The organism is Bacillus sp. N5-665, assembly GCF_022637375.2.
GTDB lineage: Bacteria > Bacillota > Bacilli > Bacillales > Bacillaceae_G > Bacillus_A > Bacillus_A wiedmannii.
The window spans coordinates 3,343,817-3,364,292 of sequence record NZ_CP093325.1; the positions used below are offsets into that span (position 1 = coordinate 3,343,817).

General features: G+C 33.9%; 20 protein-coding genes. 3 read left to right on the forward strand and 17 right to left on the reverse strand.

Features of this window, described 5'->3' with window-relative positions; genetic code table 11:
- Nucleotides 1-61 precede the first annotated feature (61 nt).
- From dat to asnB, 6 genes are all read right to left on the reverse strand, one after another.
- Entirely contained in the window at nucleotides 62-937 is an 876-nt protein-coding gene (gene dat / locus MNO09_RS19725) for a D-amino-acid transaminase (RefSeq protein ID WP_000648370.1), read from the reverse strand.
- 131 nt (nucleotides 938-1,068) lie between these two features.
- On the reverse strand, nucleotides 1,069-2,034 hold the full coding sequence (locus MNO09_RS19730; RefSeq protein ID WP_000198714.1) for an ABC transporter substrate-binding protein: 966 nt from the start codon (nucleotides 2,032-2,034) through the stop codon (nucleotides 1,069-1,071).
- Nucleotides 2,035-2,179: 145 nt separating this feature from the next.
- Entirely contained in the window at nucleotides 2,180-3,025 is an 846-nt protein-coding gene (locus tag MNO09_RS19735; RefSeq protein WP_000481799.1) for a phosphatase PAP2 family protein, read from the reverse strand.
- 350 nt (nucleotides 3,026-3,375) lie between these two features.
- The gene (locus MNO09_RS19740) at nucleotides 3,376-3,705 is read right to left on the reverse strand and encodes a hypothetical protein (RefSeq protein ID WP_000200467.1); all 330 of its coding nucleotides are present in this window, start codon (nucleotides 3,703-3,705) and stop codon (nucleotides 3,376-3,378) included.
- 48 nt (nucleotides 3,706-3,753) lie between these two features.
- On the reverse strand, nucleotides 3,754-4,113 hold the full coding sequence (locus tag MNO09_RS19745) for a GNAT family N-acetyltransferase (RefSeq protein ID WP_088107134.1): 360 nt from the start codon (nucleotides 4,111-4,113) through the stop codon (nucleotides 3,754-3,756).
- A gap of 93 nt (nucleotides 4,114-4,206) precedes the next feature.
- Nucleotides 4,207-6,108 (reverse strand): asparagine synthase (glutamine-hydrolyzing), encoded by a 1,902-nt coding sequence (gene asnB / locus MNO09_RS19750; RefSeq protein ID WP_000333825.1) that lies wholly within the window; start codon nucleotides 6,106-6,108, stop codon nucleotides 4,207-4,209.
- A 217-nt stretch (nucleotides 6,109-6,325) separates the two neighbouring features.
- On the opposite strand from asnB, the gene MNO09_RS19755 reads away from it, so the two are divergent.
- On the forward strand, nucleotides 6,326-6,790 hold the full coding sequence (locus MNO09_RS19755) for an Hsp20/alpha crystallin family protein (protein WP_001288088.1): 465 nt from the start codon (nucleotides 6,326-6,328) through the stop codon (nucleotides 6,788-6,790).
- A gap of 34 nt (nucleotides 6,791-6,824) precedes the next feature.
- Here the strand turns inward: MNO09_RS19755 and MNO09_RS19760 are convergent, their stop codons facing one another.
- The gene (locus tag MNO09_RS19760; RefSeq protein ID WP_000833346.1) at nucleotides 6,825-7,412 is read right to left on the reverse strand and encodes an SCO family protein; all 588 of its coding nucleotides are present in this window, start codon (nucleotides 7,410-7,412) and stop codon (nucleotides 6,825-6,827) included.
- 335 nt (nucleotides 7,413-7,747) lie between these two features.
- Between MNO09_RS19760 and MNO09_RS19765 the strand changes: the two genes are divergently transcribed.
- Nucleotides 7,748-8,722, forward strand: a complete 975-nt coding sequence (locus MNO09_RS19765; RefSeq protein WP_000167209.1) for an MBL fold metallo-hydrolase — start codon at nucleotides 7,748-7,750, stop codon at nucleotides 8,720-8,722.
- 200 nt (nucleotides 8,723-8,922) lie between these two features.
- Here the strand turns inward: MNO09_RS19765 and MNO09_RS19770 are convergent, their stop codons facing one another.
- From MNO09_RS19770 to MNO09_RS19785, 4 genes are all read right to left on the reverse strand, one after another.
- On the reverse strand, nucleotides 8,923-9,765 hold the full coding sequence (locus MNO09_RS19770) for a DegV family protein (RefSeq protein WP_033657798.1): 843 nt from the start codon (nucleotides 9,763-9,765) through the stop codon (nucleotides 8,923-8,925).
- A gap of 152 nt (nucleotides 9,766-9,917) precedes the next feature.
- Entirely contained in the window at nucleotides 9,918-10,169 is a 252-nt protein-coding gene (locus tag MNO09_RS19775; RefSeq protein WP_000629012.1) for a DUF2535 family protein, read from the reverse strand.
- 328 nt (nucleotides 10,170-10,497) lie between these two features.
- Nucleotides 10,498-11,241: a twin-arginine translocase subunit TatC gene (gene tatC / locus MNO09_RS19780; RefSeq protein ID WP_000390124.1), complete on the reverse strand. Its 744-nt coding sequence runs from the start codon at nucleotides 11,239-11,241 to the stop codon at nucleotides 10,498-10,500.
- A gap of 42 nt (nucleotides 11,242-11,283) precedes the next feature.
- The gene (locus MNO09_RS19785) at nucleotides 11,284-11,469 is read right to left on the reverse strand and encodes a twin-arginine translocase TatA/TatE family subunit (protein ID WP_000492443.1); all 186 of its coding nucleotides are present in this window, start codon (nucleotides 11,467-11,469) and stop codon (nucleotides 11,284-11,286) included.
- A 213-nt stretch (nucleotides 11,470-11,682) separates the two neighbouring features.
- On the opposite strand from MNO09_RS19785, the gene trhA reads away from it, so the two are divergent.
- The gene (gene trhA / locus MNO09_RS19790; protein ID WP_000136877.1) at nucleotides 11,683-12,339 is read left to right on the forward strand and encodes a PAQR family membrane homeostasis protein TrhA; all 657 of its coding nucleotides are present in this window, start codon (nucleotides 11,683-11,685) and stop codon (nucleotides 12,337-12,339) included.
- A 41-nt stretch (nucleotides 12,340-12,380) separates the two neighbouring features.
- Here trhA and MNO09_RS19795 read toward each other — a convergent pair whose 3' ends face one another.
- The 6 genes from MNO09_RS19795 to MNO09_RS19820 form a co-directional block, all read right to left on the reverse strand.
- On the reverse strand, nucleotides 12,381-13,100 hold the full coding sequence (locus tag MNO09_RS19795) for a lysophospholipid acyltransferase family protein (RefSeq protein WP_000616596.1): 720 nt from the start codon (nucleotides 13,098-13,100) through the stop codon (nucleotides 12,381-12,383).
- Between the two features lie 111 nt (nucleotides 13,101-13,211).
- Nucleotides 13,212-13,847, reverse strand: a complete 636-nt coding sequence (locus MNO09_RS19800) for an FMN-dependent NADH-azoreductase (protein WP_000170043.1) — start codon at nucleotides 13,845-13,847, stop codon at nucleotides 13,212-13,214.
- A gap of 219 nt (nucleotides 13,848-14,066) precedes the next feature.
- On the reverse strand, nucleotides 14,067-16,052 hold the full coding sequence (gene pbpC, locus MNO09_RS19805) for a penicillin-binding protein 3 (protein ID WP_001227227.1): 1,986 nt from the start codon (nucleotides 16,050-16,052) through the stop codon (nucleotides 14,067-14,069).
- A 154-nt stretch (nucleotides 16,053-16,206) separates the two neighbouring features.
- Complete coding sequence (locus MNO09_RS19810; protein WP_000637214.1) at nucleotides 16,207-16,695, reverse strand: dihydrofolate reductase; 489 nt, start codon at nucleotides 16,693-16,695, stop codon at nucleotides 16,207-16,209.
- A gap of 19 nt (nucleotides 16,696-16,714) precedes the next feature.
- On the reverse strand, nucleotides 16,715-17,671 hold the full coding sequence (locus MNO09_RS19815; protein WP_088107133.1) for a thymidylate synthase: 957 nt from the start codon (nucleotides 17,669-17,671) through the stop codon (nucleotides 16,715-16,717).
- 106 nt (nucleotides 17,672-17,777) lie between these two features.
- Entirely contained in the window at nucleotides 17,778-20,360 is a 2,583-nt protein-coding gene (locus MNO09_RS19820) for a family 78 glycoside hydrolase catalytic domain (RefSeq protein ID WP_000955729.1), read from the reverse strand.
- Nucleotides 20,361-20,476: the final 116 nt, after the last annotated feature.

Here is a 20,476-nt window from a genome sequence, read left to right on the forward strand (position 1 = left end):
TCCTATGCTTGAATTATATCATGAAAAAAAGCTGGAGGAATACCAGCTTTTTTCTTCAATATTAGTTCGTAACTTTAAACAAACGAATACTTTCTTCATATGCAACTTGGAGTTTCTTTGTAATTGGTCCTCTTTCGCCGGTTCCAAACTGTTCATCACCTATTTGAACGACTGGGAATATTTCAAGTGGTGTCGCTGTAAAGAAGCACTCCTCAGCCTCATATACTTCTTGTAGTGAAAATTCTCGTTCTTCTACTTCAATATGTAACTCTTCCGCTAATGTAATAACGAAGTGACGTGTAATGCCGTGTAGAATGAAATTGTCAGCCCGATGTGTAATCAATTTATTATTCTTCACCATAAAGAAATTTGAATGACACCCTTCAGTTACAATTCCATCTCGTACTAATATCGCTTCTTGATAGCCTTGTTCATTTATTTTATTTTTAATCATAATATTAGGTAGCAGATTTAAAGATTTTATATGACAGAACTTCCACCGTATATCCTCTTCTACAGTAACTTTTATTCCTCGTTCCATAGCAGCAATTGGTCTTGGAAACGAAACAATATTTGCAAAATATGTTGGTTGCATATTTGACTCATATACATGATTACGTGCTTGAGCACCTCTTGATATTTGCAAATATACATTCCCATCTTCTTGAAATTGATTTTTTTCAATCATTTGATGCAACTCTTCCACTAACTCCTCCTTAGTAAAAGGTGGAATTAGTTTTATTTTTTCCATAGAATTAAAGAATCGTTCCAAATGTAGATCTAATAAATGTGGCTTCCCATCATATAGTCTGAATACCTCGTATATACCATCACCAAATTGAAAGCCTCTCTCCTCTAATGGAATCATCGGCTGTTCTTCCTTCGTATTTACAATTCTTCCGTTAAACAAAATCCAATCTTTATGAGTAGCTTTCATTCATTCCCACTCCTTTATTCCATAATTGGTTTAATTGTACAACTTATCCACACTCAAAAGAAGGAATTTTCTGTATTTTCATAAATAAAAAAGTACATCACCCATTTAAAGTGATGTACTAGACCATTCATTTACTTTAAAAAATATTTTTCAATATCATCTAACATAAGGTTTGCAGCTACAATACCACCTGCTGTATTCCAAATCACTTCATCTACTTCGAATACTTTATTATCTTTAGAAGCCTGTAACTGCTTAAAGAGCGGATCTTCTGTCCATTCTTTCGCTAACGTGTTTCCTTCATTATTCTTATCCGCATCTTTATCAGATGTGAAATAGAATAAGTAGTCCCCGTCCATATTTGGAATTTGTTCTTTTGTAATTCCTTTTATCGCAAATTCATCTTTATCTTGTAGTGGTGGTCGTTTAAATCCAATATCATTTAATACAACGCCTGAGAATGAATTTTTTTGATAAATACGAACATCACCTGGGACGAAGCGAATAATTGAAACTTTAGAGTTAATTTTATCACCTAATTGTTCTTTTATTGCTGCAATACGCTTTTTATAATCATTAAGAGCATTTTGCCCTTCTTTTTCTTTATTTACAGCTTTTGTATAAAGCGTAAAGTTTTCTTTCCAATCACCGCGCAATGTTTCAGCATATACTGTTGGTGCGATTTCTTTTAACTGCTCGTATATTTTTTCGTGACGCATTTTATTTCCAATAATTAAATCCGGCTGAAGCTTCATTACTGCCTCTAAATTAATGTCACGTTCAGTTCCTACTACTTTCGTATCTTTTAACTCTTTCGCTAAATGAGGATACCATTCATCCCCAGCTCGTGGTTTTGTCGTTCCAACTGGCGTTACTCCAACACTTAAAAGTGCCTCAGCACCCTCATTTGTTAAAACAACAACTCTTTTTGGCGTACCATTTACTGTCGTTTCGCCCATTGCATGTTTTATACTATATGAATCTTTTGCCTTTACTGATGTATCTTTATCTTTCTTCTCTTCTTCTTTACCGCACCCTGCGATTATGACCATTAATAACATAATGCAAAGTATAAGAATATTTTTAGTGCGTGTCATAAATCCTCCCAGTTGAAAATGATTTTCAATTATATTCACAAGACTAATGTATATCTTATACATTGTCAATAGATATATCAGAAAACTTTTTCAGTATATATAATTTAGATCTCATTTTTATTCAAAATATTTTTGTACTTATTTGCTATTCACTTTTTAACCGTAACATGTGAAACATAAACGGACATAAGAAAGTAATTGTAATTCCAATCAATGCATAACGTACATAATACATATCAGGTATTACTTTTTTTAGTATGAGCTGCATCATTAACATGAAACTAAGACCTAAAACTGTTTTTACTGCTTGTATTTTAAAATTATTATTTTCATTCATTTTAATAAAATGATTCTCTAACATGATACCAATCGTTGAACCTGTCAAAACTCCAAGTAATTTTAAATTATCTATTTGGTCAGTCATAAAATACATAATGAGTGAAACTGCCAATACAATTCGTTGTAACAATATAAATTTCCTATCACTCAATTCCCCTGTTACTTTCGTATATAAATAAACAACTATGACACTAATTAAAACGGCACCTATTATATCACTGAGCCAATGTACACGTAAATATAGACGAGAAGTAGCAACCAATATTATAAAAATAATTCCAATGATCCAAATGATTCTCTTTTTACATAACATCATAAAAGAGCCCCAAAATGTTGTCGCTAACTGGACGTGTGTACTTGGAAAAGAATAACCAGCGGCTGATTTTTCATATAAAGCTTGAATTCCGTCGTATGTATACGGTCGTGGGATTTTCATGAATTCTTTTACCACTATCCCCATATAACCAGAGAAGCAAAGCATAACAATCATATGAAACGCTTTTCTTTTAGAAACGCACCAATATAAAATCGAAATAATGACTAAATACAACGTTTCATTTGCAATACTGGATATAAGTTTAAAAAGTATTGTAAGCACACTTCCCTCCAGACTGGTCATCCATTCAAGAAATAAAAGATCAATATTAAACATACAAAAACGATACCTCCAAAAAAATTTCTTTCTGCTATTTGTCAGCACTTAAGTTAAACTAGTTGATTTACATGTCAAATTTATACACCTACTTACGTTATAGATTAAGAATATATAGTACCACATACTAATAATAGATACTATGTTAAATCATCTAATCATTTTTATAAATTTTAATGAAATTTTGAGCTTTATATACAAAAACATCTATATCTTGTATCCCATTACTTATCTTTCATTTCAGATCGCACCCATCGCAGTTCGTATTTTGGGTTATATGGAACTACTATTAAATAAAGCAGTATACATATAACTTTCAAAGCCATTACAATTACAAATAAAAAACCGCCTTATGTAAGGCGGTTTCTATCATTTTGCTTTAACCAATTTAAAATAAATATATACGATTGATAGTGAATATAACGTATGCAAAATAAAAGAAATAAAAGGGCTATTCCAGTGCTACTATACAGTAAACCGAACTTTAAAAAAATATTTAAAAGCGGTGGAAAGTTCGTTATGTTTTGTAATGTAATAAGCATACAAAATAAAAGGAAAAACACAGGGGCATATTGCAATTCATACGGCTTTCTCTTCTTATTCATTCTTTTTCGAATGAACATATGGCTTAGCTCTGCTACTATAAAACACCCTCCAATTAATACAAGACCAGAAGTCATCGTCATACATCCACCTGCCTTATATTTATCCCGCACGACTACTCATCGTTATATTTTCTTCACATATATTCCATCTTCCTCATTAAAACCAAAGCTCTCTATGAACGATTTTGCTTGTTCTGTTAATTCCGTTTGTAATACCTTTATCTCTTTCACATTTCTTTCTTTCATCATCGCTTCAAATGTAAAATACGTATTTGTCCCATAACCGTAACTTTGATAATCAAAATGAACAATTAACTGAGATAAAACCGCACTCTCCTCTTGAACACGATAATCTATCACACCAATATATGTATCATCAACTTTCACACAATACTGTACCTGATTCTCACTTAAACTATGTGAGCGAAACATTTCTTTAACAACGTTTTCATTTTCTACATTTACTTTTTCAAACGTAATCATATGTTGTCCATCCTTTTACTATTATTGTATCAATAATTCGTTCCATTTATGAAAAAAACCTTAAGATCCTATGCGATCTTAAGGTTTTTCTAATTAAACTAAGCTATACGCACGTTTCGTTTCTTCGTGGAACTTATTCGTATCGTATTTATGCTCAACATAAATTTGATGCCATACCATAAACGCAAGTACAGTCCAAATTTTACGGCTATAATCGCCTTTATCTGCACAATGTGCTTCCAGTAAGTTTAATACATACTGTTTGTCGATTAAATGCTCTGTTTTACTCTCGTTTATAATATTGATAGCCCAATCATGCATTTCGTCTTTTAACCAGTGACGAATTGGTACTGGGAATCCAAGTTTTTTACGATCTAATACGTGATCTGGAACGATTCCGCGTGCCGCTTCACGTAAAATAGCTTTCGTAGTTCCGTTAGCAATCTTAAATTCAGTTGGAATTTTAGATGCAACATCGAATACTTCTTTATCTAAGAACGGTACACGAAGTTCTAATGAGTTTGCCATTGTCATTTTATCAGCTTTTAATAAAATGTCACCGCGTAACCATGTGAACATGTCAATGTACTGCATTTTGCTTACATCATCATAATCTTTAATTTCGTTATACAATGGTTTCGTGATATCCATATAGTTAACACTTTCATCGTAATACTTCATTAATTCAGCTTTCTCTTCTTCACGGAAGATTTTCGCGTTTCCATAGTAACGCTCTTCAATTGGCGTACATCCGCGCTCTAGGAAGCTCTTTCCTTTAAAGCCTTCTTTAAGAGCACCACTTAATGCTTTTAGAACGCTCTTACCTGGGCTAGGAATGTAAGAGAACATTTTTAGTGAGTTTGGCTCACGATAAATGTTATAACCACCAAATAGCTCGTCTGCACCTTCACCTGAAAGAACAACTGTTACATGCTTACGTGCTTCTTTTGCAACGAAGTACAATGGTACAGCTGCTGGATCTGCTAAAGGATCATCCATATGCCAAATGATTTTTGGGAACTCATCCATAAACTCTTTCGCTGAAATGAATACGTTATGGTTTTTAACGCCTAATTTCTCAGCAGTTTCTTTGGCAACATCAACTTCACTGAAACCACGTTGTTCAAAACCAATAGAGAATGTTAAAAGATTTGGATTCATTTCTCTTGCGATAGAAGCGATAATAGATGAATCGATACCACCAGATAAGAATGAACCTACTGGTACATCACTGCGCATATGCACTTTTACTGAATCATATAACACATCACGAATTGCTTGTATATGCTCCTCTTTCGTTGCGCTTGAAGCATTGAAATAAGGTTTCCAGTAGCGATGGATTTCCATCTCTTTACCGATTTCTTTTACGAAATAATGACCAGGCTCGATTTTATTAACATCAATTGTTAATGTTTCTGGCTCTGGACCATATTGGTACGTAAAGTAATGTTGTAGTGACGTTGGATTAACGCCTTTATCTTCCATCACATGCATAATACTTTTCTTCTCAGATGCGAAGAATGTAGTATCACCTTGTTGTGCGACGTATAAAGGTTTAATACCGAAGTGGTCACGTGCACCGAAAAGTTTCTTCTCTTCACGATCCCAAATCATAAATGCAAACATACCACGAAGATAGTCTACACATTTTTCTTTCATATGTGCATACAATGCAATGATAACTTCTGTATCAGATTGTGTTGCAAACGTTGCACCTTTTTCAAGTAACATTTCACGTAATTCTACATAGTTGTAAATTTCACCATTAAAAATAATTACATATCGATCATTTTCATAAGTTAGCGGCTGATGTCCTGCCTCTAAGTCAATGATGCTTAAACGGCGGAAGCCAAATTGTACATGTTCATCACGAAAATATCCTTCGTCATCTGGACCGCGGTGGAAAATCATCGTGTTCATATTTTCAAATTGATGTTTTTCTGTTTCTGAAAACTCTCTAGGGTTTTCACATAAACATCCTACAAAACCACACATACTTCTTACCCTCTTTCAGTTTTCATTCTGTCTATATACTACTATATCAACCCTATTTATACTAGCATAATCAATTGAATATGGCGACCAAAAACTATAAAAAAATCACTCCATTTCACATTTTTAACAATTTTTTATGAAAACATGAAAACTAGGCAATCACCTTTCTCCGCTTTTGTCATATGATATTGCAAATTGATTTCTAGGAGGGAATACCATGAGTGAAGAAAAAAAAGACTCTTCTCGCCCACCGGTTCGCAATTATTTAAAGCAAATTGATGATTTCTTCGAGCAAACACCTCTTCGCAATGTAATCGCTGATTTAAATCATTTTTTCCAAAAAGGAAATCGTTTATTAACATTCCCTGTAGATTTATATGAAGTTGGTGAAGAACTCGTTGTTACAGCCGAACTACCAGGTATACAAAAAGAACAAATTCAAATTGAAATACAAAGTGAATACTTAAAAGTCTCTGTAAAAGAAGAGATACTTGAAGAGGTCGAGGAAGAAACATCTCATAACTATTATCGCCGAGAACGTTCCATTTCAGAAGCATCAAGATTGATTAAATTACCGTACTCAATTAATAAAAAAGCAGCGAAAGCTTCGTATCAAAACGGCGTGTTAGAAATTCGGGCACCAAAACTTCCACAACAACATGACATTTTATCCATAGACTAATGTAAAAAAAGAAGGGTGCTGTGCACCCTTCTTTTTAATCCACTAATCTCTTCATATCACGTATAATGTCTTCGTACGGCGTATTACTAATACCACTATACTTTTTCATTACTTTTCCGTTTTGATCAATTAAATAAAATGATGTACCATGCATAACTTGACCATTCTCTGGTTTATCTACAAGTGATTGGAAATTATCTTTTGAAAACTTTGTAATATCTTCTAACGAATAACCCGTTAATAAATTCCAGTTACTAGTATCCTCTGTAAACTTTTGAATGAAAGCCTTCAAATTTTCCGGCTTATCAAGGTCTGGATCTACACTAAACGAAACAAACTGAACGTCTAATTTCTCTTCTTTGGCCATCTTTTGCAGTTTTGCCATATTAGCAGTCATTGGCGGACAAACTGTTTGGCAATTTGTGAACATAAAATCAGCAACCCAAACTTTCCCTTTTAAATCTTTTGTACCAAATGACTTTCCATCTTGATTTGTAAATTGGAAAGTTTCTAAATCCCAATTCAATGGTTTACGAAGCTTTGAACCCGATCCACTACATCCAGCAAGTACAAAGAGACAAAATACAACCATAAGACCAATTATTTTTTGATAACGCTTCATTTATAAACCTCTTTTCTCTATCCTAAATTTAAATAGGTTATGTTTATCATAACAAAAGTTAACACTACGAGAAAATTGTTTACTACATTTGTTCACGAAATCGTACGAATTTACGTATGTTACTTCTTTATTTCAAGCCAATTACTAGACAAAATTTATTTTTTTACTATTATTTCTCTAAATAGAAGTTGCAAAACTAATTTTATTGTTACTTTTGTAAACGCATCCCCCTATTTTTTAACAATTCCTTAAACATTCATCCATGTTATACACTGTATTCCTTAACAACATTTCGGTACAATACAATTACAACGATTTTAAATGAGGTGATGTTCATGACAAAACGTTATGAAAACATGGATAATGTGAGTACAAAAAAATCAATTCGTTCCTTTATACGTTGGCGAAAAGAACGAAAACAAAATAAAAAGGATTTTTCTTTTTTAGTAGAACAATCACCTGTTAAACAAAGTAAATTCCTACAAAACAACTTTGAAAAGACGACTATAACTTGGATTGGTCATTCCACATTTCTTATCCAAACGAATGGGCTGAATATATTAACAGATCCAGTATGGGCTACTAAATTAAAATTAGTTCCAAGACTTACTGAACCTGGTCTTTCTATACAAGAACTACCTAAAATTGATATTGTCCTCATTTCACACGGTCATTATGATCATTTAGATTTTTCAACGCTTCGTCAGCTAAATGATGATGCTTTATACCTTGTACCTATTGGACTGAAAAAACTATTTACTCGCAAAAAATTTACTCGTGTAGAAGAGTATAATTGGTGGGAAAATACAATCATTAATGATGTTTCCTTTCACTTCGTACCTGCTCAACACTGGACGAGAAGATCCTTATTTGATATGAATACATCTCACTGGGGTGGATGGATTATTAATAATGAACCAACGAATGAAACCGTTTATTTTTGTGGTGACAGTGGCTATTTCCAAGGTTTCAAAGAAATTGGCAGACGCTTTTCAATTGATATTGCCCTTATGCCAATTGGCGCTTATGAACCAGAGTGGTTTATGAAAGTATCTCATGTTTCACCTGAAGAGGCAGTGCAAGCTTATTTAGATTTAAACGCTACACACTTTATACCGATGCATTACGGAGCTTTTGCCCTCGCCGATGAAACACCCCGCGAGGCAGTAACAAGGCTTCGAAATAATTGGAATTTACGTATGTTACCGTGGGAACAACTGCATGTACTCTTTTTAGGCCAAACTTTTACTTATAATAGCGCAACAAGCGGTAAGCAAGTAAATGAAAAAATTGAAACATTACACGTATAACGTAACTACTTATTTTCTATATCCAACATATACTATAGAAAATCATAAAGTAAAACTTTAATCAGTGGGTGTTTTCTATGAATGAATATTTACAGACTCGCTATATCATTAGCGGGAGTGCCTGTATAACCCTTCTTATTTCTTACTTTCTATTCACATAAAAAAAGCTACTTGAAAATATATTTCAAGTAGCTTTTTTATTACTCTGCTAAATACATAAATCCGATTGCACCTGGACCTGTATGAGTACTAATAATAGGCGTTGTAAAGAAAATTTCTGATTGAGCAAATCCACTCACTTTTTCAACAGCCGCTTTTACATTTTCAGCTAAAGGAATTGCTTTCGCATGCGGAATTGCAACAGCTTTTACAACTTTTCCAGCTGTATCTTCCTCAAATAACTTAGCTAACGTTTTTACAATTTGACCTTGGCTACGCACTTTCGTTACAGGGTTATAAACACCATCTTCAAGGCTAGCAATTGGCTTTATATTAAGTAGCGAACCGATAAACGCTTTTCCTTTACCGATACGCCCACCCTTCACTAAATTTTCTAATGTATCTACTACTACATATAAACGAGTATTCTTTCTCACTTCATCTACACGTTTTAAAATTTCTTCTAGTGAGCGTCCTTCATTTGCCATTTTCGCAGCTTCTATTACTTGATATGCTAAAGCATGTGTAATAAATTGAGAATCAACAACTGTTACTTTTGTGTCGGTCATTGATGCAGCACTATTGGCAGTTGCCACAGTACCACTCATTCCACTTGTCATATGAATGGAAAGTACTTCACTTCCATCTTCACCTAACTTGTCATACATTTCTACAAATGTACCCATTGCCGGTTGTGATGTTTTTGGTAATTCCTCTGATTTGATCATTTCTTCAATAAATTCATCAGGTTGTAAATCAACGCGATCTAAATATGTTTGTCCATTTACAGAGATTGATAATGGTAGCACATGAATGCCATACTTTTCGATTACATCCTGCGTTAAATCTGCAGTTGAATCTGTTACAATTTTAATTTTTTGCATATTATATTCTTCCCTTTCCAATACGCTCTCCTTGTTATTATACTAGCATTCCCTGTGCTTTCAACAATTTCGAACAAATTTCACCAAATTAATTATATTTTTATACCTAAAATGAAAAAGACAGAGTTTACTAACCCTGTCCATACTCTGTATCATGCATTTTTTTCAAGGGTATTTGTTTTATATACATTTAAATAATCATTCCACTTCAAACAATTTTGCAAATATTCACGGAAAGAATACGAAAATCTTGGGTGCTTTTGTTTTTGAATTTTTGCAATAAATAATTGAAGACGAGACTGAATTAGAAACGATAATGGATGCTGTGCCTGTAGGACAGGGATTTCGAATATTTTAATACAATCCCCTGTTGAATGAGTGAAATAAAAACTTTTCGTAATCACAATATCAATCCTCTTTTTCATTGGATTTTTGAACTTCCTCTACTTTACACTGTAACACGTTGTTTAAAGTGGAGACTTCTATGAATACAAAAGTATCCTTAGTCAATCCCTGTAGTCCTTTTGGTTAGAAGATTTATACTCTATTCATCCTCCGTCCTAAATATCCGATAAGACAGGAATCCCGTTATCCGTATATTGCTTAATAATTTTAGTATAAACTTAGCAAAGCGCAAAGTTTGTCTAAATTTTGGAGATTCTATAATTTTTTTCTTCTATATATTGTATACGTTTATGTCTAAAGTATAACAAATAAATAAAAAAAGTGCCTTTATAACGAGGCACTTTTCGACTGTATTTCTTCTTCTCTTTTCTTTTTTCGCTTATTAACAATCTTTGATAAAGCGATACTAATTTCATAAATACAAATAAGCGGTACCGCTACTAAACTATGAGATAAAAAATCAGGCGGTGATATACACGATGCAATGATAATCAATGCTACGTAAGCATACCTTCTTATTTTTATTAGAAATTCCGCCGTTAACAGTCCAATACTCGTTAAAAACATGACAACTACAGGTAATTCAAAAATTACAGCAAATGGAACTGTTAAATTAAGAACAAAATGAAAATACTTTTCTGTCGTAAACATCGTATTAAACATTTCATTACCTATCGTAGTTAAAAAATGAAATAAAAACGGCATTACAACGAAATATCCAAAACATAAACCTGCAATAAATAATATAGACAATACCGGTATATACATTACTGTCATTTTTTGTTCATTTGGATGTAAACCCGGTTTTACAAATAACCAAATTTGTATAGCAGCAAAAGGAATTGTACAAACGATAGCAAATACTGTAGCAATCGAGAAAAAAATCCATAATACATCACTTGGACCGAGAACAGTTAATTTCATTGGTAAATCTTTTACTAGCCAAAAATAAATATCCTTCGTAAAAGTAAATCCGATAATTAAAAATAGGACAAAGGATAGTACTGTATATATTACTCGTTTGCGAAGCTCAACAATATGTTCTACTACGCTCATTTCCCGATCTTCCATCTCGTTCACCACACTTTATTTATCCATTTCGAGGAAAATTCATTACATTTTTTCTTTCTTTTCCTTCTCTTGAAATGCATCATCAGTCAATTCTTTCGTTGATTTTTTAAATTCTTTTAACGTTTCCCCTAAAGCCTTTCCGATTTCCGGCAATTTTTTCGGCCCAAACAAAATGAGTACAGCTACTAAAATTAAAATTAATCCTGGAAAGCCAATATTTGAAAACATTTCTCCATCCCCTTTATTAGTAGATTCTTTGTCCTACTATTGCATAATTTTATTTTGTCAAAAAAGTTTGAAAACGTCAACAAATCCATTGCCTTTTGTCAAAAAAATTCAAAAATATAATCAATTATACAAATTTCATTTTCTATTGCTCTTGTGTATGATATGGTAAGGGAAATGACATATTATTTTATGATAGTAGAAAGGATTTGCATTATGACTGAAAAAATGACACGAATGACACATTTTGTGAAAGAAGAAATTGCAAATGCAATTACACATGGTATCGGTGCCATTTTAAGCATCCCTGCCTTAATTATATTAATTATTCATGCCTCTAAGCATGGTACCGCATCTGCTGTAGTTGCATTTACGGTTTATGGTGTAAGCATGTTTTTACTGTACTTGTTTTCGACCTTGTTACATAGCATTCATCATCCAAAAGTAGAAAAATTATTTACTATACTAGATCACTCAGCCATTTATTTATTAATCGCTGGCACATATACTCCTTTTTTACTGATTACGCTTCGCGGACCATTAGGCTGGACGTTACTCGCTATTATATGGACACTAGCAATCGGAGGTATCATCTTCAAAATTTTCTTTGTACGCCGCTTTATTAAGGCATCAACATTATGTTATATCATAATGGGATGGCTCATAATCGTTGCTATTAAGCCACTTTATGAAAATCTAACTGGACATGGTTTTTCACTACTTTTAGCAGGCGGAATTTTATATTCTGTAGGGGCTATATTCTTCCTTTGGGAAAAGTTACCTTTCAATCATGCCATTTGGCATCTTTTCGTTTTAGGTGGTAGTGCGATGATGTTCTTCTGCGTACTCTTTTATGTCTTACCTACAGCGTAATAAAAAAGGTTTCAGCTTAATGTAAGCTGAAACCTTTTTTATTACTTATGTAATTGTGATGCGATTACATCCTGTGTATGCTTCGTTAATTCTTTAATATCCATATTCGCATACTCTTCAGATGTAATCGGCTTCGAAATGGTTACTGTTGCATGAGCTGGTTTCATACGGTTTCCATTCGCTTCAAACATTTTATATGTCCCATCTAATGTTACAGGTAAGATTGCTACACCAGATTTTACTGCAAGGTGAAAACTCCCAGCCTTAAACTCTCCAATTTCGCCACCCTTACTTCTCGTCCCTTCTGGGAAGATTACGATAGAATGCCCGTTCTTTAACAGCTCAATTCCATCTTTAATTGCTTGAAGAGATTGACGACGATCATTACGAACCATAAATACACAATTCATAAGTTCCATCCAAGTTGGCACAACTGGAAACTTCTTAATCTCTGCCTTTGAAACGAATCCAATTGGTTTATTTAAGTAACCTAGTAAAACAGGAATATCCATATTACTCTGATGATTACTTACAACTAGTACCGGCTTATCTTTTGGAACATTTTCCAGACCATTTACTTCAATTGCCCCACCAGCTACACGTACCATTTTCTTACCAAACCAATTTGTCGTTTTATACACAACATTATCTTTTTCTTGTGGCGACATCGTATTTACTTGTCTTTTCAGACGCCACATTCTCGGTGTAATCGCAATTACGATTAAAATTAAATAAAAGATTTTAAAAAACGTTTGAATCATACAGAACCCCCACCTATTATCATTCCGTCCTTCATTATACTAGACAAACGAAGGAAAAAGAAGAAAAAATGTCCAAACAGCAAGTGCTTGGACATTTTTAAGTATTCTATATTAGAAACGTTTTGCTAATTCACGAGCATTAGCAATTGCTGCTTCTTTAATTTCTGGTGCTTTTTCAGGGTTTGCATTCATACCTTCAACTGCAATGTATTCAGTTTCATTTACACCAATGAATCCTAATACTGTTTTTAAGTGATTGCGGCCGAAGTCTACAGCTGCGTATGCTCCTTCAGAATAAACGCCACCTGTTGCTTGAATGTGAAGTGCTTTTTTGCCTTCTAATAAGCCAACTGGACCATTTTCAGTATACTTGAATGTTTTACCTGCGATTGCTAAGTTATCTAAGTATGCTTTTACTACTGGTGGATAGCTAAAGTTCCACATTGGAGTTACGAATACATAACGATCCGCATGCATAAATGTTTCTAAGTTTGTGTTCATTGCTGCAACTTTTTGTTGTTGAACTTCAGTTAAAGTTTCAAAGCCTTCACCTGCTGCAAATTTACCCCAAGCAGCGAATACATCTGCATCGATTGCTGGTACTGTAGTGTTGAATAAATCAATTGTTACAACTTCGTCTTGTGGATGTTCGTTTTTATAAGCCTCTATGAAAGCTTCCCCTACTGCCACTCCGAAAGAACCTTCTGCTGAATTTGGATTTGCTGTAATAAATAGTACTTTTGTCATTGTATTCTCTCCCTTTTACACATTTTATCTTTAATTTGAGATTTATATTTCGAAAGTAAATAACTTACCTTATGTAAGTATAATACAAAAAGTTGTGTTCAATGTCAATAAAAAATAGCTACTTTTTTTTCGTAAGTTAATAAACACTATCTTTTCAATACGTTTTTGGTGAAACAAAAAACTACCTCCACATTCCATGGAGATAGCCTTCATCATTTTCTATTTTTGAAACACATGTTTCACTTTTTCAGCCGGAATATTACTTCCGCCTCTACCTTTTACATCTTCAATCATCATTGTAATGACCATATCTGGTGAATTTAAATCAAATGCAGCGAACCAGCCTAGCTCTTTTCCTTCGGCCTCTTTTGATACTTTCAATTCCGCTGTACCTGTTTTTCCAGCAAGCGTCTTACCATCAATTTTAGCAATTTTCCCAGTGCCATCTGGATCATTAATTACTTTCGTCATAGCAGTTTTTAATATATCCTGATTGCCTTTTGAAATGACATTCTCTTTCCAAACTTTTGGCTGCTTATCTGTTTTAATAATGTATGGAGAAGGTATGTTTCCATCATTAACAATTGGTGCGTACGTTAATGCTAGATGGAGTGGCGTCATTAATACTTGCCCTTGTCCATAACCTGTGTCTGCCATTTGAATATCATTTTTAATTCCATCATTTGCGATTTTAGAAGCTGGGAATCCATATTCAATTGGTAATTTCTCATCGAATCCGAATTTTTTCGCTTCACTCATAAATTTATCTTTTCCGATTTTCAAAGCTTCTTGTGCGAAATAAATATTATCCGAGTATTTCATTGCTTTATCAAAATCAATCGGATTTGCATCTTTTACACGCGTTACATAATAATTACCCCAAGAAGAATCTTTTGTCCATTTGAGTCCTTCAATTTTCAATTCTTCTTTTGGATCGATTGTTTTCGTTTCAAGACCAATTGCACCTGTAATTGGCTTAAATACAGAACCTGGTACCGATAATTGTGTAAATCGATTCGTCATCGGTTTTTTCGGATCATTATTCCAAGCCTCGCGTTGTGCTTTTGATGTTCCTCGTGCAATTAAATTAGGATTATAAGCTGGACTACTTACAAGAGCAATTGTTTCTCCACTTTTCGGATTAATTGCCGCACTTGAACCAGCTTCTCCCTTCATTTCATTATACGTTTTTTCTTGAACAACACTATCGATAGTTAAAGTTACATTTTCTCCATCAACAGCATCTGTCTTCGCTAAATTTTTAATTTCTTTTCCCTGTGCATCTTCCATGAAGACACGGCCACCTTTTTTCCCGCGTAGCTGTTCTTCCAATACTTGCTCTAATCCAGCCTTACCAACTGGTTCATCGGCTTGATAGCCTTTCTTTTGAAGCGTTTTTAAATCTTCAGCATTTACTTTTCCGATATAACCAGTAAGATGCGCTGCTGCTTCCCCTAACGGATATGTACGAACATTTACAGGTTTTGCTGCAACACCTGGTAAATCGATGTACGTATTTTGCGTTGCTCCCTCAGGCAAAATTCCAATTGGTACGAGATACCCTGGTTTTACCCATTTCGCAGCTAGTTTTTGATCAATCTCTTCTACAGACATATTTAACAACTTCGCTACTGCTTCTTTCGTTTGCGGAGCAGTTTCATCTAATTTTTCTGGAACAATTCCAATCTCAGAAGCTTTCCCATTCGTCGCAAGACCTTTTCCATTACGATCGTATATTTCACCACGTTTTGGTTGTGTTGTTTGCATACGCACTTTACTATCTTTTGTCATACCTGGGAATATAAAATCAGGAGTCCAATCTATTTTCCAAGATTCTTTATCTCCATCTTTTTCTTTCACCATTTTTGCTTCATGACCAAAAGTGATTTTACCACCAACTGTATCCATACTTACTTTAAAAGGAACAGGACCTTCATCTTTTTTATCTTCTTTTACTTCCCCTGTTTCTACTTTTAAGTTTTTCACTTCAATGCCAGAATAAATTTTTTCATATTTCTCAGTGAACTCTTTCTTTGAAATATCTTTTTTTGCCTTTTCGGATAATTGATCATACATTTCTGCAAATTTTTGTTTATTCCATGCTTTTGTATATGTATCAAACGCTTCTTGTGGTTTTTCTTCTTTACCGCATCCAACTAACATGAACGTTAAGCAAAGAAAAAGAATCCCCCATATCTTTCTCAATCGATTCTCCTCCTCTTTCTATATGAATACTTTTGAAAATTTTAGCATTTTTACATGCTAGATTTCATTATAGCACTATTGAATATCATCTATAAACTTATATTAACGAATACAAATAAAAAGATTGATGTGAATTTCACATCAATCCTTATTATTATTGTTGCTTCTCATATACATGATAATAGTACGTATACGGATTCTTTTCATCCGTTAAACCTTTTTCAACAAAAACTTCTTTCCAATTTGTCATATCCATTTCTGGGAAGAATGTATCTCCTTCAAATGCATGATGGATTTTTGTTATATATAACTTGTCTACGTAAGGTAAAAAGAGATCATAAATTTGTGCTCCGCCGAAAATAAAGATTTCCTCTTCATTTTTGCATAGTTCAAACACTTCTTCTACAGAATGTGCTACTTCACAACCTTCAACATGATACCCTTCATTACGAGTTACAATAATATTACGTCTTCCAGGCAGTGGTCTACCAATCGCTTCGTAGTTCTTTCTGCCCATAATAAGTGAATGGCCCATCGTTGTTTTCTTTACATACTGTAATTCACTCGGTAAACGCCAAGGTAAATTATTATCTTTGCCAATTACTCTATTCTCGTCCATTGCGACCATAAATGAAACAATCATTTTTTCATCTCCTCTACAATTATACTGCAACCGGTGCTTTAATTGCTAGGTGTGGATCATATCCTTCAATCGTTAAATCTTCCATTTCAAAATCAAACACAGATTTCACATCTGGATTTAATGTAAGTTTCGGGAATGGACGTGGTTCACGTGCCAATTGCTTTTCTACTTGTTCAAAATGATTCGTATAAATGTGTGCATCTCCAATTGTATGAACAAATTCTCCCACTTCAAGACCACATTCATGTGCGATTAAATGTGTTAGTAATGAGTAACTTGCAATGTTAAATGGAATTCCAAGGAATATGTCACCACTTCTTTGATATAACTGACAAGAAAGTTTGCCATCCGCTACATAAAACTGGAATAGCGTATGACAAGGTGGTAATGCCATACTTGGTACATCTTCAGGATTCCAGGCAGAAACAATTAGGCGACGGGAGTCTGGCGTTTTTTTAATCATTTCAATTACATCTTTTAATTGATCAAGCGTCTCACCAGCTGTCGTTTTCCAGGCACGCCACTGCTTTCCGTATACATCTCCTAAATAACCATATTTATTCGAGAAATCATCATCTTCTAAAACGTTCTTTTTAAACAATTCCATTTGCTCATCGTACTGCACTTTAAATTCCTCATCTTGTTGTGAGCGAAGACCGAAATCAGTCATATCAGGACCAGTATACTCATCGCTTTCTACCCAGCTCTTAAATGCCCATTCATTCCAAATATTATTATTATGCTGCAATAAATAACGAATATTTGTATCACCTTTCATAAACCAAAGCAGTTCACTTGCTACAAGGCGAAACGGCACTCTCTTTGTCGTTAATAAAGGAAAACCTTTACTTAGATCAAAACGCATTTGATATCCAAATACAGATACAGTGCCTGTCCCTGTACGATCTTCTTTCTTCGTACCATGCTCCATTACATGGCGGCATAAATTTAAGTATTCATTTTCAGCATGTTTCATATGTAGTAAAACCTTCTTTCAATCGTGTATGAAATTTATCATAACATGAAAAATAGTAAATTTAATCATCCTAATCAATAAAAAATATTTCTATATTAACAGAATTCTACCCCTTTATATTTTTACAAAAGGTAAATTTATAATCGCCTGATCCTAAATCCTTTTCAATGTTATGTTCTGCTTTCCAATTCGTTTCGTCTATCCGCAATGTAGTGCTTGTATTTGGTGGTACAGAAATCTTGAGAAAGGCTTGTTCATTTTCTACACGCCACTCAATCTTAATTTCTCCATAAGCTGTCTCACGTTTTACTCTAATCCATTCTAAATTCGAATCAAAATGTGGTTGTACATAAAAATGTTTATATGCAGGTTTTGTCTCATCCATTTCTAATCCAATAATATATCGGTATATCCATTCAACGATAGAGCCATATGCGTAATGATTATAAGAATTCATACTATCATTCCAAAGTGTTCCATCCTCTTTCACGCCATCCCAATGTTCCCAAATCGTTGTGGCACCTTTTTTCACTTGGTATAACCATGATGGATAATCTTCATAAAATAGAAGCTTACAAGCAAGGTCATGCCTGTTAAACTTGCTTAATATTAAATTCAAATACGGTGTTCCTAAAAAACCTGTTGTTAAATGATTTTTATTTTCTTTTAATAGCTCAATTAAGCGATTAAATACTTTCTCCTTCACATCATCTTTCACTAGTTCAAAAAGAAGTACTAATATGTGGGCTGTTTGGGTATTTGAAATTAACCTTCCATTCGGTGTAACGAAATCATTTTGAAACGCTTGAACAATATTTCCATGTAACTCTGCATAAAACTTAGCATCTGTAGTTTCATCTAAAATCTCAGCAATTCTTCGTAAAAGCGATGTAGAATACGCATAATAAGCTGTCGCAATAAAATGCTTGTCTGTTCCGCCTTCATATACATCTGGTTTCGTATCTAATGCAAGCCAATCTCCTAAATGATAGCCTGTATCCCATAAATACTCGTTCTCACCTTGTGAACGTATGTAATCTATATACTTCTTCATACTGTTATATTGTTCTTTTAAAATCGATACATCTCCGTAATGTAAATAATGAACCCACGGGCATATAATTGCTGCATCGCCCCAACCACCAGAAGTATGTAAATCAAAATCCGCTCTTTTCCCAAAAGCATCTGGAATAACTAAAGGCACAGCTCCATTAACATTTTGATCTAATGATAAATCTTGGAGCCACTTTTTAAAGAACAATTGTACATTCATAATTTGCGTAGCTGTCCCAATGAACATTTGTGCATCTCCGGTCCATCCAAGTCGATCATCTCGCTGCGGACAATCTGTTGGCACATCAAAAAAGTTCCCTCTTTGAGACCATTCCACATTATGATGAAGTTGATTGATTAATGGATTAGACGTTTCAAATTCAGTCGTTTTTTCCATATCCGTATGTAATACAATCCCTTCAAAATCTGCTATTTGAGGCGGCTGGGTTAATCCACTTATCTTCACATACCTAAAGCCTTGATATGTAAAATGAGGTTCAAACGTTTCCTCTTCTTCTCCTTTTGCTATATACACTATTTTTTGTTTTGCCTTTCGGAGATTTCCGGTGTAAAAACTACCGTCTTTATTCAATATTTCAGCATGATGCAATTCTATCTTTTGGCCAATATAAACATGACGGACTGTAAATTGAACCCAACCTACCATATTTTGCCCCATATCAATGAGCCATTCGTGATTCGGTAGTTTTGAAATAGAAATCGGTTTAATAATTTTCATTTTACGAATTGCTTCGTTTTCTTGCGCAACAAGTATTTGTTTGGAATGCTCAATTACTTCAACATCTTCTAGCCCTTGCCCACTTTCTTCTAGCCTAGCGTCGTAAACCTCCCCTTCATAAATTTCTGAATACAAAATTGGGCTTGGTATTACCTTCCATGTTTCGTCTGTTACAATTTTTTCTTTCGTTCCATCTTCATACGTTATATGTACTTGAGCAATTATCACACGTCTTCTACCGTAATAATTACGTACATGATGCATGGTAAGTGGTCCCTTATACCAGCCATTACCTACCAGAACCGAAATAGTATTGTGCTCACCCTTTAATAAATGCGTTATATCATACGTTTGATACAGTACTCTCTTATCATAACTTGTCCATCCAGGGGTAAAATAACAATCTCCAATGCGCTCTCCATTTATAGAAGCCTCGTATAATCCTAAACTTGTGATATATAAACGCGCTTTTTTAACTACTTTTTTAATAGTAAAATTTTTATTAAAGGACATAACTTGCGCTCGTTCTTTTTTCGCAGCAATCCAGTTCCCGCTCCAGTTATCTTGCCCTTGTAATCCAGTCTCCCAAAATGCTACTTCTGACCAAGATGATTCTTCTCCGTAATTATCCCATACCTTTACCCGGTAAAAATAACGCGTTTCCGCTCTGTATGAAAATGAATTGATTGGTATATGTAAACTTTGATCTGTTTCTACTTTTCGCGAATCAAACATTATAATTTCAAAATCTCTATCCTTCGCAACCTGCAATTGATAAGCAAGTTGTTTTACATTTCGGTTACTCGACTCAAGCAGCCAACTCATTTTAACAACTTTTGAATCTATACCTATCGGATTTTTTTTATTATCGCAAAGTACTCTCTTTATTGTTAGCACACTTCTTCACCATCTTTTCTATATCTTAATTTAAATTAATTATAATAAAAATAAAATTCTAAACAAATAATAATTTCATTCATTCTTACAAAATTATTAACTTTCCAAATTTATAA

Coding starts and splice junctions, on each gene's coding strand:
- MNO09_RS19765 (WP_000167209.1), top strand. CDS start 7,748: ATGACAAAACGTTATGAAAACATGGATAATGTGAGTACAAAAAAATCA.
- MNO09_RS19810 (WP_000637214.1), bottom strand. CDS start 16,695: ATGATTGTTTCATTTATGGTCGCAATGGACGAGAATAGAGTAATTGGC.
- MNO09_RS19740 (WP_000200467.1), bottom strand. CDS start 3,705: ATGACTTCTGGTCTTGTATTAATTGGAGGGTGTTTTATAGTAGCAGAG.
- MNO09_RS19800 (WP_000170043.1), bottom strand. CDS start 13,847: ATGACAAAAGTACTATTTATTACAGCAAATCCAAATTCAGCAGAAGGT.
- MNO09_RS19815 (WP_088107133.1), bottom strand. CDS start 17,671: ATGAAACATGCTGAAAATGAATACTTAAATTTATGCCGCCATGTAATG.
- trhA (WP_000136877.1), top strand. CDS start 11,683: ATGACTGAAAAAATGACACGAATGACACATTTTGTGAAAGAAGAAATT.
- MNO09_RS19755 (WP_001288088.1), top strand. CDS start 6,326: ATGAGTGAAGAAAAAAAAGACTCTTCTCGCCCACCGGTTCGCAATTAT.
- MNO09_RS19735 (WP_000481799.1), bottom strand. CDS start 3,025: ATGTTTAATATTGATCTTTTATTTCTTGAATGGATGACCAGTCTGGAG.
- MNO09_RS19785 (WP_000492443.1), bottom strand. CDS start 11,469: ATGTTTTCAAATATTGGCTTTCCAGGATTAATTTTAATTTTAGTAGCT.
- asnB (WP_000333825.1), bottom strand. CDS start 6,108: ATGTGTGGTTTTGTAGGATGTTTATGTGAAAACCCTAGAGAGTTTTCA.
- tatC (WP_000390124.1), bottom strand. CDS start 11,241: ATGGAAGATCGGGAAATGAGCGTAGTAGAACATATTGTTGAGCTTCGC.
- MNO09_RS19795 (WP_000616596.1), bottom strand. CDS start 13,100: ATGATTCAAACGTTTTTTAAAATCTTTTATTTAATTTTAATCGTAATT.
- MNO09_RS19730 (WP_000198714.1), bottom strand. CDS start 2,034: ATGACACGCACTAAAAATATTCTTATACTTTGCATTATGTTATTAATG.
- MNO09_RS19770 (WP_033657798.1), bottom strand. CDS start 9,765: ATGCAAAAAATTAAAATTGTAACAGATTCAACTGCAGATTTAACGCAG.
- MNO09_RS19745 (WP_088107134.1), bottom strand. CDS start 4,113: ATGATTACGTTTGAAAAAGTAAATGTAGAAAATGAAAACGTTGTTAAA.
- MNO09_RS19760 (WP_000833346.1), bottom strand. CDS start 7,412: ATGAAGCGTTATCAAAAAATAATTGGTCTTATGGTTGTATTTTGTCTC.
- dat (WP_000648370.1), bottom strand. CDS start 937: ATGAAAGCTACTCATAAAGATTGGATTTTGTTTAACGGAAGAATTGTA.